Source organism: uncultured Cellulomonas sp. (assembly GCF_963527515.1).
Classification (GTDB): Bacteria; Actinomycetota; Actinomycetes; order Actinomycetales; family Cellulomonadaceae; genus Cellulomonas.
Genome location: NZ_CAURTV010000104.1, coordinates 1 through 12,112, shown reverse-complemented (window position 1 = coordinate 12,112; position 12,112 = coordinate 1). Strand labels below are relative to the sequence as shown.

The 12,112-nt window shown below is 73.6% G+C and carries 14 protein-coding genes and 1 pseudogene; 2 read left to right on the top strand and 13 right to left on the bottom strand.

All coding sequences use genetic code 11. The features are described 5' to 3' along the window. From RYN42_RS17140 to RYN42_RS17080, 13 genes are all read right to left on the bottom strand, one after another. Positions 1-1,063 (bottom strand): LysM peptidoglycan-binding domain-containing protein (locus RYN42_RS17140; protein WP_399552521.1); only part of this gene is annotated, 1,063 nt, incomplete at its 3' end. Beyond that, complete coding sequence (locus tag RYN42_RS17135; RefSeq protein WP_315098018.1) at positions 1,060-1,518, bottom strand: Tad domain-containing protein; 459 nt, start codon at positions 1,516-1,518, stop codon at positions 1,060-1,062. The genes RYN42_RS17135 and RYN42_RS17140, both read right to left, overlap by 4 nt. After that, entirely contained in the window at positions 1,515-1,895 is a 381-nt protein-coding gene (locus tag RYN42_RS17130; protein ID WP_315098017.1) for a TadE/TadG family type IV pilus assembly protein, read from the bottom strand. The genes RYN42_RS17135 and RYN42_RS17130 overlap by 4 nt, the downstream gene beginning before the upstream one ends. 56 nt (positions 1,896-1,951) lie before the next feature. Then, positions 1,952-2,383, bottom strand: a complete 432-nt coding sequence (locus RYN42_RS17125; protein ID WP_315098016.1) for a pilus assembly protein — start codon at positions 2,381-2,383, stop codon at positions 1,952-1,954. After that, entirely contained in the window at positions 2,380-2,631 is a 252-nt protein-coding gene (locus tag RYN42_RS17120; protein ID WP_315098015.1) for a FeoB-associated Cys-rich membrane protein, read from the bottom strand. The genes RYN42_RS17125 and RYN42_RS17120 overlap by 4 nt, the downstream gene beginning before the upstream one ends. Positions 2,632-2,694: 63 nt before the next feature. Then, the gene (locus tag RYN42_RS17115) at positions 2,695-3,615 is read right to left on the bottom strand and encodes a type II secretion system F family protein (protein ID WP_315098014.1); all 921 of its coding nucleotides are present in this window, start codon (positions 3,613-3,615) and stop codon (positions 2,695-2,697) included. Then, a complete protein-coding gene (locus RYN42_RS17110; RefSeq protein ID WP_315098013.1) occupies positions 3,612-4,457 on the bottom strand; it encodes a type II secretion system F family protein in 846 nt (281 codons plus the stop codon). The genes RYN42_RS17115 and RYN42_RS17110 overlap by 4 nt, the downstream gene beginning before the upstream one ends. Next, positions 4,457-5,767 (bottom strand): ATPase, T2SS/T4P/T4SS family, encoded by a 1,311-nt coding sequence (locus RYN42_RS17105; RefSeq protein ID WP_315098012.1) that lies wholly within the window; start codon positions 5,765-5,767, stop codon positions 4,457-4,459. The genes RYN42_RS17110 and RYN42_RS17105 overlap by 1 nt, the downstream gene beginning before the upstream one ends. After that, entirely contained in the window at positions 5,767-6,543 is a 777-nt protein-coding gene (locus tag RYN42_RS17100; RefSeq protein WP_315098011.1) for a hypothetical protein, read from the bottom strand. Before RYN42_RS17100 ends, RYN42_RS17105 begins: the two co-directional genes overlap by 1 nt. A gap of 1 nt (position 6,544) precedes the next feature. Further along, positions 6,545-7,273, bottom strand: coding sequence for an SAF domain-containing protein (locus tag RYN42_RS17095; RefSeq protein WP_315098010.1), 729 nt, complete (start codon positions 7,271-7,273; stop codon positions 6,545-6,547). A gap of 135 nt (positions 7,274-7,408) precedes the next feature. Then, positions 7,409-8,482: an Rv2578c family radical SAM protein gene (locus tag RYN42_RS17090; protein WP_315098009.1), complete on the bottom strand. Its 1,074-nt coding sequence runs from the start codon at positions 8,480-8,482 to the stop codon at positions 7,409-7,411. Between the two features lie 31 nt (positions 8,483-8,513). Then, positions 8,514-9,863, bottom strand: coding sequence for a histidine--tRNA ligase (gene hisS, locus RYN42_RS17085; protein ID WP_315098008.1), 1,350 nt, complete (start codon positions 9,861-9,863; stop codon positions 8,514-8,516). 30 nt (positions 9,864-9,893) lie between these two features. Further along, entirely contained in the window at positions 9,894-10,610 is a 717-nt protein-coding gene (locus tag RYN42_RS17080; protein ID WP_315098007.1) for an MBL fold metallo-hydrolase, read from the bottom strand. Positions 10,611-10,769: 159 nt separating this feature from the next. Here RYN42_RS17080 and RYN42_RS17075 point away from each other — a divergent pair, with 159 nt between their 5' ends. Together RYN42_RS17075 and RYN42_RS17070 are read left to right on the top strand one after the other, a co-directional pair. Continuing rightward, positions 10,770-11,522 (top strand): peptidylprolyl isomerase, encoded by a 753-nt coding sequence (locus RYN42_RS17075; protein WP_315098006.1) that lies wholly within the window; start codon positions 10,770-10,772, stop codon positions 11,520-11,522. Beyond that, positions 11,519-12,112 (top strand): annotated as a pseudogene (locus tag RYN42_RS17070) (hypothetical protein); the annotation flags it as partial. The gene RYN42_RS17075 and the pseudogene RYN42_RS17070, both read left to right, overlap by 4 nt.

The following is a 12,112-nucleotide window of genomic DNA, read 5'->3' as shown; positions in this document are numbered from 1 at the left end:
GCTCGGGGGTGCGGCGACGGCGGCGCAGCTGGTCCACGGCCACGACCAGCCCGGCGGCGAGCAGACCGGCGCCGAGGAGGCCCCCGACGTCGACACCGGCCTGCCGCTCGGGCGTGGCGGTCACGGAGGTGGTCGACGAGTCGGCGGCGGTGGCTGCGGGGACGGCAGCAGCCGGCGCCGGAGCTGGGGCCGGCGCGGGTGCCGGGACCGGCGCGGTCACCGCGGTGACCCGCTCGACCCCCACGGCGTCCTCGGGCATCACGAGCAGCCAGTTGGGGTAGATCAGCCGCGCGAGGGACAGCTCGTGCCCGTCCGGCTGGTCGCGGCCCTTGTTCAGCTCGTAGATCTCCTGGTAGCGACGACCGTCCCCGGTCGTCCGCTCGGCGATGTCCCAGAGGTTGTCGTGGTACCGACCGTCCGGTGGCTGCACCACGTACACCCGCTTGCCGACGAGCTCGGCGCCCTCCTCGGCGCTGAGCACGACGTCCCCGAGCTGGTACGTCACCTCGGCGGCGACGGCCTCGGCGACCGGCGCGACGGTCGGCGCAGCCACCTCGGTCTGCCCCGGGACCGCGGCCGCGGTGACGGACATGGGTGCCGCGACGTGCTCGACCGTCGACGGGGTGGCGGCGGCGGTCGCCTGGCCCGCGGCGGTCACGAGCAGCAGGACCGACGCCACCAGCACCCGGGCCATCCGCTGGCTCGGGCCCGCCAGCGGCACGCGCGTGGGCAGGCCGACACCGCGCAGGGCGGAGCGGAACTCGACCGCGACGCAGACCGTGAACTGCAGCCACGCCAGCCAGACCACCCAGATCAGGACGCTCAGCAGCTGGGGCGCACCGAGCGTCCCGGTGAGCTGGTCCCGCGTGGGCAGCGACGTCGGGAGCTCGGGGATGCCGCCCAGCGTGACGAGCGCGGCAGGGACACCGACGACCAGCAGGACGAGCACCAGCGCGGCGCCCACGGCGGACAGCCGGGACTGCCGGGGTCCCGTCGGCGCGGCCTGCACGAACCGCTGCGGTCCCCGTGCCGCTGCTCGTTCCGGGTCCAGGTGGGTACTCATGGGGCTCCCCCGACAATCTCCTCGTCGATGCCGATCACGGCACGAGCCGTGGCATCGCCTGTCACATGGAACGATCGCACCAGGATCAGCGACAGCAGCTGCGTCGGTACATCCTTCTCGACCGAGACCTGCACGCGCTCGGCGTCGGCGTCGACCTCGATCTCGTCGGGTGCATAGCCGACGACGAGCAGGAAGTCCCTCGCGGCCGCCTCGGCACCGGGCCTGTCGATGCGCACCTCACCGGTGCCCCGCAGCGCGACGAGGTCCAGCTGGTTCGCCCCGGCGCGTGCCGCCTGCTCCGCGTCGTCCGCCAGGGCGGCGCGGGCATTGACCGCCCGTCCCCCGTCGACCACCAGGCCGGCGACGACCATGAGCATGACGATCAGCCCGATGACGTACACGGACGCCGAGCCGCGCTCGTCGCGGTCCAGCCGGCCGCTCACCCAGGTGATCACGGCGCACCGGTCCGGCGGTACAGGTCGAGAGGCGCCGAGCTCTGCGCCGACACGCGGGCGCTGCCCGCCAGGCCGATCAGCCCGAGGTTGGCCCAGGAGACGTCGCAGACCATCTCGACGGTCACCGTCCCGCCCGCCACGAACGCACCCCGCAGGTCAGCCGGCGCGCACTCGAGCGTGTCCGGCACGTTGACCGCCGCGGCCGACTGAGCCGCCGCCAGCGCACTCGGCTGGTCACGCTGCAAGGACGCCGCGCGGACCGCATCGCGCGCAGCGGCCTCCGCGTCGCCCTCCGCCGACACGTACCGCCCGAACGCGACGATGAGCACCATCACCATGACCAGGAGCGGGACCAGCACGACGATCTCGACGGCCATCGACCCCTCCTCCGCTCCTCGCCCGGTCACGGGGCGCCTGCGCTGCTCGGCGGCCGTCACAGGTCCGGCCGGAACGCCTCGACGGGACCCTCGACCTGGGCACGGACCCGCGGCGCGAAGCCGGGCACCAGCTCGACCGACCGACCCGACACCGTCGCCCGCACGCGGTCGTCGCCGAGGAGGACGACGTCCACGGTCACGTCGGACAGCGCCGCCCCGCCGACCACGTCGGCGTACTGCTCGCCACGTGACTCGCCCGCGGCCAACGCCTCGGGCGTCCCACCGCCGGTGCGCGCCTCACGAGCCGCCTCCCGCGCCACCACGCCGGCGATCTCCTGCCCGTGCCACGTCAGCCCGAACTGCACGATCAGGAAGGTGACCAGCATGAGGATCGGCGTGTACATCACCAGCTCGATCGAGGACGCGCCCCGGTCACCGGACCACCGCGGAGCGCGGGCACGGGAGTGCCTCGGCCCCGGCCCGGTCACGTGTCGCCGCCCCCACCACCGCCGCCGCCACCGCCGGGGGCGTCGGGGATGTCGATGCTGTCCGCCTGGTCCTTGACCATGTTGTAGATGATCAGCCCGACGGCGGCGGCCAGGGCCACCAGCACGCCCGTGATGATCACCCACTCGATCGCGGACGCACCCAGGTCCTGGGAGCTCCGGGCTCGGTCGACTCGCCGTCTGAGCTCGAGCGCGAGGAAGCCCCACGGTGTGGTCAGGTCGTACTGCATGGGCCTGGTCCTTTCTGGGTGAGCCGACGGCCGTCGCCGGCCGAGTGGTCGCGGTCGCGCACGCTACAGCCCTCCGAGGACGGTCACCAGCGCGGGGTACATCAGGAAGATCAGGAAGCCCACGCAGAGCAGCAGCTGGGCCACCATCATCGACTGCGAGCTCTCTCCGGCGCGCCCCTCCGAGTCGGACAGCTCGCGGCGGCGCATGGAGCCGGCGCGGGCGGCTAGGGACTCGCGCACCCGCGCGCCGTCCTCCGCGACGAGCGCCAGGGCCGCGGCGAGGTCACGGAGCTCGTCGATCCTCAGCTCGGTGCCCAGGGCGCCGAGAGCGGACCACGGGGTCTGACCGCGCAGCCGCGCCGTGCCCAACGCGTCACGGATGCGGACCATGGCCCAGCCGTCGCTCAGCTCGGAGGCGGCCTGCAGCGCCTCGGGGACGCCGCGGCCACCGGCGAGGCTCATCGCGACCAGGTCGAGGAACGACCCCACGACGTGCCGGAAGTCCCGGCGCCGCGCTCGGGCCTTGCTCCGGACGACGAGAGTGGGGATTGCGGCCGCGACGAGGGCGACGGCGATGCTGGCGAGCGCCGGCACCGACACCGCCAGGGGGACGCGTGCGACGAGGAGGAGAACGGACACGATCACCGGTGCGACGAGGCCGACGACGGCCGCGATGACGGTCGTCGCGAGGTGCAGGTCCAGGGGCCTGCCGACCACCGCGAGGTCCGACCGCAGGCCGCCGAGCTGGATCCCGGACCCCGCGAGGGTGGCTGCGGCGCGACGACCGAGGTCGTGCACCCACGCGGCACCGGACCCGGCCGACGGGTCGACGGCCAGGATCCCCGCCCGCTCGCGGGCCTCGGCGCGCTGCAGGTCGAGGCGGGCGAGCGCCGCGCCGGCTCGCCGGCCGGGGGGCGCGAGGACGAGCACCACCAGCAGGACGCCGAGGCCGGCGACCGCTCCCCCGAGCAGTGCGCCGATCATGCGTCCTCCTCCACCACGAGGAACCGCTGCGGGGTGTCGATCCCGGACAGCCGCTTCATCCAGAAGAACCCGCCCGCGAAGCACGCGACGACGACGAGCAGGACGACCTGGCCCGTCGGGCTGTCGTAGGGCGCGACGTAGTCGGGGTTGATCGCCGTGAGCAGGACGATCACCCCGACGGAGAAGACCATGACGATCTGCGACGAGCGGCGCGTGGCGCTGCGCCCGGCGGTGACGCGCTGCCGCATCTCCAGCTCGGCACGGGCGGACTCGGACAGCGAGGTCAGCACCTGTCGCAGCCCGGGCCCACGGAGCTTCGCGTTGAGGATGAGGGCCGCCACCACCATGTCGGCGCTGGGGTCGTCCAGGTCGTCGGCGAGGCGACGCAGCGCGACCGCCAGCGGGGTCCGCACCCGCAGCCGGTCGACCACCATGCGGAGCTGTGGCCGGATGGCCGGCGACGCCGCGTACGCCGTCGCCGGGATCGCCTGCTCCAGCCCGACCGCCCCCGCGATGGTGTCGCGCAACGACTCGGTCCAGGTGGCCAGGCCCTCGAGGCGAGCCATCGCCTCGCGCTCGGCCTTCGCCCCACCGAGCAGCGACGGCGCGGCGATCACCAGCGCGGCGGACGCGACGGCAGCGACGGGCCACGAGGTCGCGACGAGCACGAGCAGGCCGACGCCCCCGGCGACCAGCGTGCGCCGCCCCAGCCTCTCCACCAGGTTCCGGCCGCTCGTGGCAGCCGGAGGGCGGTGCGTCGGGCGCATCGCGGCGACGAAGAGCACCACGCCTGCTCCCACGACGCCGCCGAGCAGGATCATCAGGAGGACCGTCGTGCCCATCACATCCCCCGCGCGTCGGCGAAGGACTGGCTGTACCCGACCGCCGCGAGGTCGTCGATGCAGGAGATCGGCGCGGCAGCGGTCGCCACCCCGTCGGGGCCCGGCGCGAAGATCTCGCTGGAGAGCACCCGCCCGTCGACGCCGTTGACCTCGCGGATGCTCGCCACGTACCGCCGCAGCCGCCCGCCCTCGTGGTACTCGTTGTGCTTCTGCACGAACACCACGAAGTCGATCGCTCCTGCGATGAGCATGGCCGTCGCGTCGACGGGCAGCCGCTCCACGGACTGGATGGCGTAGGTCGCGATGCGGTTGAACACCTCGATCGAGCTGTTCGCGTGGATCGTGGACAGGGAGCCGTCGTTGCCCTGGCTCATCGCGTTGAGCATGGTGACGATCTCGTCGCCGAGCACCTCGCCGACGATGACCCGGTTGGGGTTCATGCGCAGGCTGCGCCGGACCAGCTCCGCCATGGTGATCGAGCCGAGACCCTCGGAGTTGGGCAGCCGCTCCTCGAACGACACGACGTTCGGGTGCAGGTCGGGAAACTCGCCGAGACCGAGCTCGAGCGCGCGTTCGACCGTGATGAGCCGCTCGTACGGCGGGATCTCGTTGGCCAGAGCCCGCAGCAGGGTGGTCTTCCCGGCGTTCGTGGCGCCGGCGATCATGATGTTCTTGCGCGCCATCACCGCGGCCGAGAGGAACCCGGCGACGTCGGGCGTCAGCGAGCCGAACCGCACGAGGTCGTCCAGGTGCACCCGCGACAGTCGCGAGCGCCGCACGGAGATCGCGGGTCGGGCGCACACGTCCATCACCGCTGACAGGCGGCTGCCGTCCGGCAGGCGCAGGTCGAGCTGCGGGTTGGCGGAGTCGAACGAGCGGCTGGTCAGACCCGAGTAGGCACCGAGCACCTGGACCAGCTCGACCAGCTCGTCGTCGGAGTCGGCGATCGGCAGCCCGCGCTCCTCGCGGCCGTCCGAGTACTGCAGGAAGACCTGGTCGAACCCGTTGATGTCGATGTTCTCGATCTCGGGGTCGTCCAGGAGCGGCTGGAGCCGACCCACCCCGTAGAGGGCGGCGTGGATCCCCGCCGCGATCTCCTCCTCCTCCGCGGGCGTCGGAGCGGTGCGGGCCGCGGCGATCTCGCCGCGCGCGTGCGCGTCGAGCACGCGACCGATCACGGCCCGCGCGAACTGGCGCTCGTCCTCCGCGGACATCGGCGGCAGGCCGCTCGCGGCGTCGTCACGACGCTGGCGCGCGAGGATGTCCGCGACCTCCTCGCGGAGCCGGCGGACGAGTGCCTGGTCGAGCATCAGCGCGCCACCAGCCCGGGCCGCCGCGTGTCCGCGAGCGAGCGGACGGAGTCCACGAGCGACCGGACGGACCGCACGAGCATCGACCGGTCGATGCCGCGCGACAGCCGACCCGCCACGACGTCGGCGGCGCGCGGATCGTGCGCGACCGTGCCGAGGACGTGGGCCGAGAGCCCGCTGTGGGCCAGGAGCGCGGCCAGGTCCTTGGTCGAGGTGGAGTCCCGAGGGTCCGTCACCACGACGACACCGACGGGCGGGGAGACGCTGCCGGCGTTCTCCGCGGCGGCGATCCAGGTCAGCCTCTCCCGCAGGTGGGCGTAGGACTCCACGTGCGGGCGGACGACGAACAGCAGGACGTCCGCCGCCGACACGACGGGGGTCACGGGGCTGCCCAAGGCGAGCCGGCCCACGTCGACGACCACCGTCCCGGCGTGCCGCGACAGGGCCGTGCCGATCGTCCCCCACACCGGTCCCATGCCGGCCACCTGCTCAGGGCGCTGGACCCCGCACAGGACGTGCTGCCCACCGTCGAGCACCTGCATGTGGGACTCGAGGGACACGCCCTCGTGGCCGCGCCGGGCGTCGACCGCCAGGGACAGGAGCCCGCGCTCGGGGTCGAGGGGCTCCTGCGTCGCGGTGCGGGCCACGAGGGCGACGTCGCCGCCTGCCGGGTCGGCGTCGACGAGGACGGACGGGGTCGGCCACACCGACGCGAGCACGCGGGCGGTCGTCGTCACACCGGGCGAGCCCTTCGCGGAGGCCATCGCGACCAGCACGTCAGCGCTCCTCGTCGATCGGCTGGCCACGGGTGACGAGCACCACAGCGAGGTCGCCGGACGCGCCCACCGCGGCGACGGCCGGGGCGTCCTTGGTGTCGACGATGAAGGTGGCGGTGATGCCCGAGCCCGCACTGCCGGCGTTCGCCGACTGGCTCTTGTCGCGGGTGGCGCTCACCAGGGCGTCGTCGACCAGGACGCGGCCGGCCCCCTCGGCCACGGACACGAGCTGGACGATGTCGCCGGGGAGCAGACCGCTCGCGGGCATCCGCCCCGGTGCGAGCTCTGCTCCGACGGCGACCAGGCCGGCCTGCAGCGGCCCCGTGGGGCTCAGCATCGAGGTGTCGAGGAGCTGGTCCTTGGACAGACCGACCCGCGCGTAGGTACCGAGGACCTCCGACATCTGCGACGCCGGCACGAGCAGCGTGTCCTCGGACGCGACCGGGGTGGTCCGCAGGTCGTCCTCGGTGATCTGCGACCCGGCGGCGACCGGACGCGCGAGGACGAGGACCGGGACGCGCTCGTCGGCACGCAGTGCCAGGAGCCCGGCCACGGCGGCACCTCCGACGATCAGCAGCACCGCCAGCGCCGCCAGCATCGGGCGACGTTCCCGGGGTGCCGGCGGCAGGCGGTCGCCGCGTGCGGCGGCCGGTCCGATGCCGCGCTCCTCACGTGCACGTCGGCGGTCGGTGACGTTGTCGCGCGCCGGGGCGCCGGTGGGGCTCGTCATGTGGATCTGTCACACCTTGCGTCGGACGGACCCGACAGGTGCCGGGACGAACTGACTATAAGGCGACACCTGCGACGCCTGCCGCGTGGTCCACGGCATCGGCGCGCACGTCACCCGCCCGGGCGCGCGAGCACGTCAGAACAGCACCGGCTGGGCTGCGGCGACCGCCGGCTCGTGCACGGCCAGTCCCACCGCTGCGATGCTGCCCGTGGGGTAGGCACCCTCGCCGGGCGGCTGGATCCTGCCCGCCCGGTGCCCGGCACGGTCGGCGAAGCCGTGCCGGACGAGGAGCGGTCGCACCCGCTCGTCGAGCCAGCGGGCGTACTCGCGCGGCACGTACGCCCCGCGGCCGTACAGCTCCTCGTAGCGCCGCACCAGAGCGGGCGCGTGCTCCCGCAGCCAGGCGAGGAACAGCGGCTTGACGGGCCCGCGCAGGTGGAGCGGCAGCACGGTGACGCCGGTCGCGCCCGCGTCGGCGAGGTCCCGCAGCAGCGCGTCGAGCCGTCCCCGGTCGTCCGTCAGCCAGGGCAGCACCGGGGCGACCATGACCCCGCACGGGAGCCCTGCGTCGCGGACCGCCCGGATCAGGTCGAGCCGGGCCCGGGGCGTCGGGGTTCCGGGCTCCATCGCCTGCTGCAGCGCCTCGTCACCGATCGCGAGCGAGACCCCGACGCCCACCGGCACCTCACGCGACGCCGACGCCAGCAGGGCCAGGTCCCGGCGCAGCAGCGTGCCCTTGGTGAGGATCGACAGCGGCGTGCCGCTGGACGCGAGCGCCTCGATGATCCCCGGCATGAGCCGGTACCGGCCCTCCACCCGCTGGTACGGGTCGGTGTTGGTGCCCAGCGCCACGTGCTCGCGGGCCCACGACGGCCGTGCCAGCTCGGCTCGCAGCACCTCGACCACGTTCGTCTTGACGACGATCTGCGTCTCGAAGTCCCGGCCGGCATCCATCTCGAGGTACTCGTGCGTGGGACGGGCGAAGCAGTACGAGCAGGCGTGGAGGCAGCCTCGTGTCGGGTTCACCGTCCAGCGGAACGGCATCGACGACGCCTCGGGCACCTTGTTCAGCGCGCTCTTGCACACCACCTCGTGGAACGTGACCCCGGCGAACTCCGGGGTCCGCACGCTGCGCTGCAGGCCTGCGAGCGTCAGCCCCGGCAGCGCTGTCGCGTCGTCGGTGCCCAGCTTCTGCGTGTCCCATCGCATGTCGTCATGCGAACACGTGTTCGAACGACTGTCAAGCGGGCACGACGCGCGGCCACCGGTCGGCATCGGCCGGCGCCCAGGCAGCGGCGTCCGCGTCCACCTGCTCGCCGGAGCGGATGTCCTTCACCTGGTCGACCGCGCCGTCCTCGCCGAGGAACCAGACGAACGGGATCCCCCGCCGGTCTGCGTGCTTGATCTGCTTGCCGAACTTCGCCGCCGACGGAGCCACCTCGACCGGGATGCCGCGTGCGCGCAGGGTGGCCGCGACCGCGTCGGACCGGTCCCGGGCGTCCTCGTTGCCCACCGCGACGAGCACCGCGCTCGGCACCGACCGCGTGGTGGTCACCAGGCCGCCGCTGATCAGTCGCGACACCAGTCGGGAGACGCCGATCGACAGCCCGACGCCCGGGTAGCTGGTCGCGCCGTCGGACGCCAGCGTGTCGTACCGGCCGCCCGAGCAGATGGAGCCGAGCTGCTCGTGCCCGACGAGCACCGTCTCGTAGACCGACCCGGTGTAGTAGTCGAGCCCGCGCGCGATCTTCAGGTCCGCGACGACGACACCCGGCGCGCGGACGGCCGCGGCCCGGATCAGCGCGCCCAGCTCGGCGAGGCCCTCGTCGAGGAGCTCGTTCGACTCCCCCGCCAGAGCCCGCACACGGTCGACCACGGTCTCGTCCGACCCGCTGATCGTCGCGAGCTCCAGGCACGCCCGCGCCTGGTCCGCCGAGGCGCCGGCCTCCGCGACCAGCAGCGCGGCGACGGCGTCGGGACCGATCTTGTCCAGCTTGTCGATGCTCCGCAGCACCGCCTCGACGTCGTCCAGGCCGATGCCCCGGTAGAAGCCCTCGGCGACCTTGCGGTTGTTCACCAGGATGCGCACGGGCGGCACGCCGATCTCCCGCAGCGCCCCGAGCGCCTCGGCCATGACCAGCGGCAGCTCCACCTCGTAGTGGTAGGGCAGCGACCCCGCACCGACGACGTCGATGTCCGCCTGCACGAACTCGCGGAACCGACCGTCCTGCGGCCGCTCCCCGCGCCAGACCTTCTGGATCTGGTAGCGCCGGAAGGGGAACGCGAGGTGACCGGCGTTCTCCAGCACGTACCGCGCGAAGGGCACGGTCAGGTCGAAGTGCAGGCCCAGGGTCCCGGCCCGGTCCGGCTCGGCGCCGGCCTCCTCCTGCAGGCGGCGCAGCACGTAGACCTCCTTGGAGGTCTCGCCCTTGCGCAGCAGCTGGTCGAGCGGCTCGACGGCGCGCGTCTCGATGCCCGCGAAGCCGTGCAGCTCGAACGTGCGGCGCAGGACGTCCAGCACGTGCTGCTCGACGAGGCGGCCGTCGGGCAGCCACTCGGGGAATCCGGACAGGGGGGTCGGTCGCGCCATGGGGCCCGATCCTTCCAGACGCCGACCGGCCTACAGACCGCCCAGGTACGGGTTGCCGGCCAGCTCGGTGGCGATGTCGCTCGTCGGTCCGTGTCCCGGCACGACGACCGTCTCGGCCGGCAAGGTCGCGACGACCTCCCGCAACGTCCGCTGCATCGTGGCCTGGTCACCGCCCGGCAGGTCCGTGCGACCGACCGACCCGGCGAACAGGACGTCTCCCGTGAACGCCATGTCCTCCACCAGGTAGAGCGTCGATCCCTGCGTGTGCCCCGGCGCGTGCCGAGCGACGACACGCAGCCCGCCCAGCTGCAGCAGCACGTCGGCAGAGCGGTCGTCGCCGAGCGTGCCGAAGGTCTCGACGCGCTGCGGAGCCGTGTAGCTCGCGGGGTCGATGCCGGTGGCGGCGATCGCCTGGGCGAGCGGTCCCGACGGGTCGTGCGGTGCACCCGTCGGCGAGCCGAGCACGCCGAGCGTGCCGAAGGGGTCAGCCAACCGGTACGCGTCGGCGGCGTGCAGCCGGACCGGCACGTCTAACGCCTCCGACAGGCGGCCCGCGTCCCAGGTGTGGTCGACGTGACCGTGCGTGATCAGCACGGCCGTCGCGCGCAGCCCGCGGTCCGCGACGAACCCGAGGATCGCGTCGGCGACGTCGGCGCCCGCGTCGATCACCACGCACGACCCGTCGTCGTGCACCAGCACGCTGCTGCGCGCACCGAACACCGGGGACTCGACCGTGACGACCTGCATGCCTCGCACCGTAGTCGCCCGACGTGTCCGGACTGTGATGTCGCCCCTCGGCGTCGCTGGTGGCCGGTGGCTGAGGCTTGCCTAGACTGTCCCGGGTCCCCTACATGCAGTGCGGCTGGTGGACGACCGCCGCACCGCTCGATGTCGCAAGGAGTGTGCGTGTCCAGCAGGAGCGAGCGGGAGTACGAGCGCCGCCGGTACGAGAAGTGGCAGGAGCGTCAGGCCAAGGCCCGCGCCCGCCGCCATCGCCAGCGCGTCATCGCGGGCAGCATCGTCGCCGCCCTCGTGCTCACCACCGGCATCGTCGCCGCGATCACGCTCACCAGGGACGACGCACCTGCGGCCGCACCCAGTCCGACGAGCACCGCGCAGGTCCCCGCCCCGGCGCTCGCGGAGGGCCGGACGTGGACCGGGACCCTCGCTCTCTCGCAGGGTGACCTCGGCATCGAGCTCGACGGCGCCGCGGCGCCGCAGGCGGTTGCCAACTTCGTCACGCTCGCGGGCGAGGGCTACTTCGACTCCACGACGTGCCACCGCCTGACCGACGAGGGCATCTTCGTCCTCCAGTGCGGCGACCCGACCGCCCTCGGCATCGCGGATCCCACCACCGGCGGCACCGGCGGGCCCGGCTACGCGTGGGGACCGATCGAGAACGCGCCGGCCGACAACGTCTACCCGGCGGGCACGATCGCCATGGCGCGGACCCAGGAGGACGGCAGCTCCATGGGCAGCCAGTTCTTCCTGGTGTACGAGGACTCAGAGATTCCCGCAGACACTGCGGGTGGCTACACCGTGTTCGGCCGCATCACGTCCGGGATGGACGTCCTGCAGGCCATCGCCGACGCGGGCACCGTCGAAGGGACCGAGGTCCCGGTGTCCGACGTCATCATCGAGGGAGTGAACATCCAGTGACTCAGACCCCGACGTCCGGATCCGTACCTGACGACTCCGCGCCGGCCACCGAGGTCGAGCAGGCACCGGTGGTGCCCGACGAGGTCGACGCTGCGGCTCCCGACACGGTCGCGCCGGACGCTCCCGACCTCGACACCCCCGAGGAGCCGGCCGCAGTGGAGACCGACACCGACGAGGGTGTCGCCGACGAGGTCCCGACCCCCGATGCACCGGCCGACGAGGTCACGACGCCCGATGCGCCGGTCGACGAGGTCACGACGCCTGAGGCACCGGCCGACGAGGCACCCAGTCCGGAGACTGCGGTCGACGAGGCACCCACTCCCGAGACTGCGGTCGACGAGGCGTCGGCGCCCGAGGCACCCGTGGAGGACGCGCCGGCGAAGGAGTCCTCCGACGCACCGACGCCGGAGGCCGCGCCCGTCGCGGAGACCTCCGACGAGGAGCCTGCGACGGACGAGGCGCCGGCCGACGAGACGCCGGCCCCTCAGCCATCCGCCGCACCGGTGCCCACCCCGTCGGCGATCCGGCCCGTCCCGCGGCCGCGCCCGGTCCCCCACCCGCCGACGCACCCGACGCCGGCCGTGGCCACG

Bases quoted from the DNA above. Each gene is read 5' to 3' on its own strand.
- RYN42_RS17130 (WP_315098017.1), bottom strand. From the start codon at position 1,895: ATGGCCGTCGAGATCGTCGTGCTGGTCCCGCTCCTGGTCATGGTGATG.
- RYN42_RS17120 (WP_315098015.1), bottom strand. From the start codon at position 2,631: ATGCAGTACGACCTGACCACACCGTGGGGCTTCCTCGCGCTCGAGCTC.
- RYN42_RS17115 (WP_315098014.1), bottom strand. From the start codon at position 3,615: ATGATCGGCGCACTGCTCGGGGGAGCGGTCGCCGGCCTCGGCGTCCTG.
- RYN42_RS17110 (WP_315098013.1), bottom strand. From the start codon at position 4,457: ATGGGCACGACGGTCCTCCTGATGATCCTGCTCGGCGGCGTCGTGGGA.
- RYN42_RS17105 (WP_315098012.1), bottom strand. From the start codon at position 5,767: ATGCTCGACCAGGCACTCGTCCGCCGGCTCCGCGAGGAGGTCGCGGAC.
- RYN42_RS17095 (WP_315098010.1), bottom strand. From the start codon at position 7,273: ATGACGAGCCCCACCGGCGCCCCGGCGCGCGACAACGTCACCGACCGC.
- RYN42_RS17090 (WP_315098009.1), bottom strand. From the start codon at position 8,482: ATGCGATGGGACACGCAGAAGCTGGGCACCGACGACGCGACAGCGCTG.
- hisS (WP_315098008.1), bottom strand. From the start codon at position 9,863: ATGGCGCGACCGACCCCCCTGTCCGGATTCCCCGAGTGGCTGCCCGAC.
- RYN42_RS17080 (WP_315098007.1), bottom strand. From the start codon at position 10,610: ATGCAGGTCGTCACGGTCGAGTCCCCGGTGTTCGGTGCGCGCAGCAGC.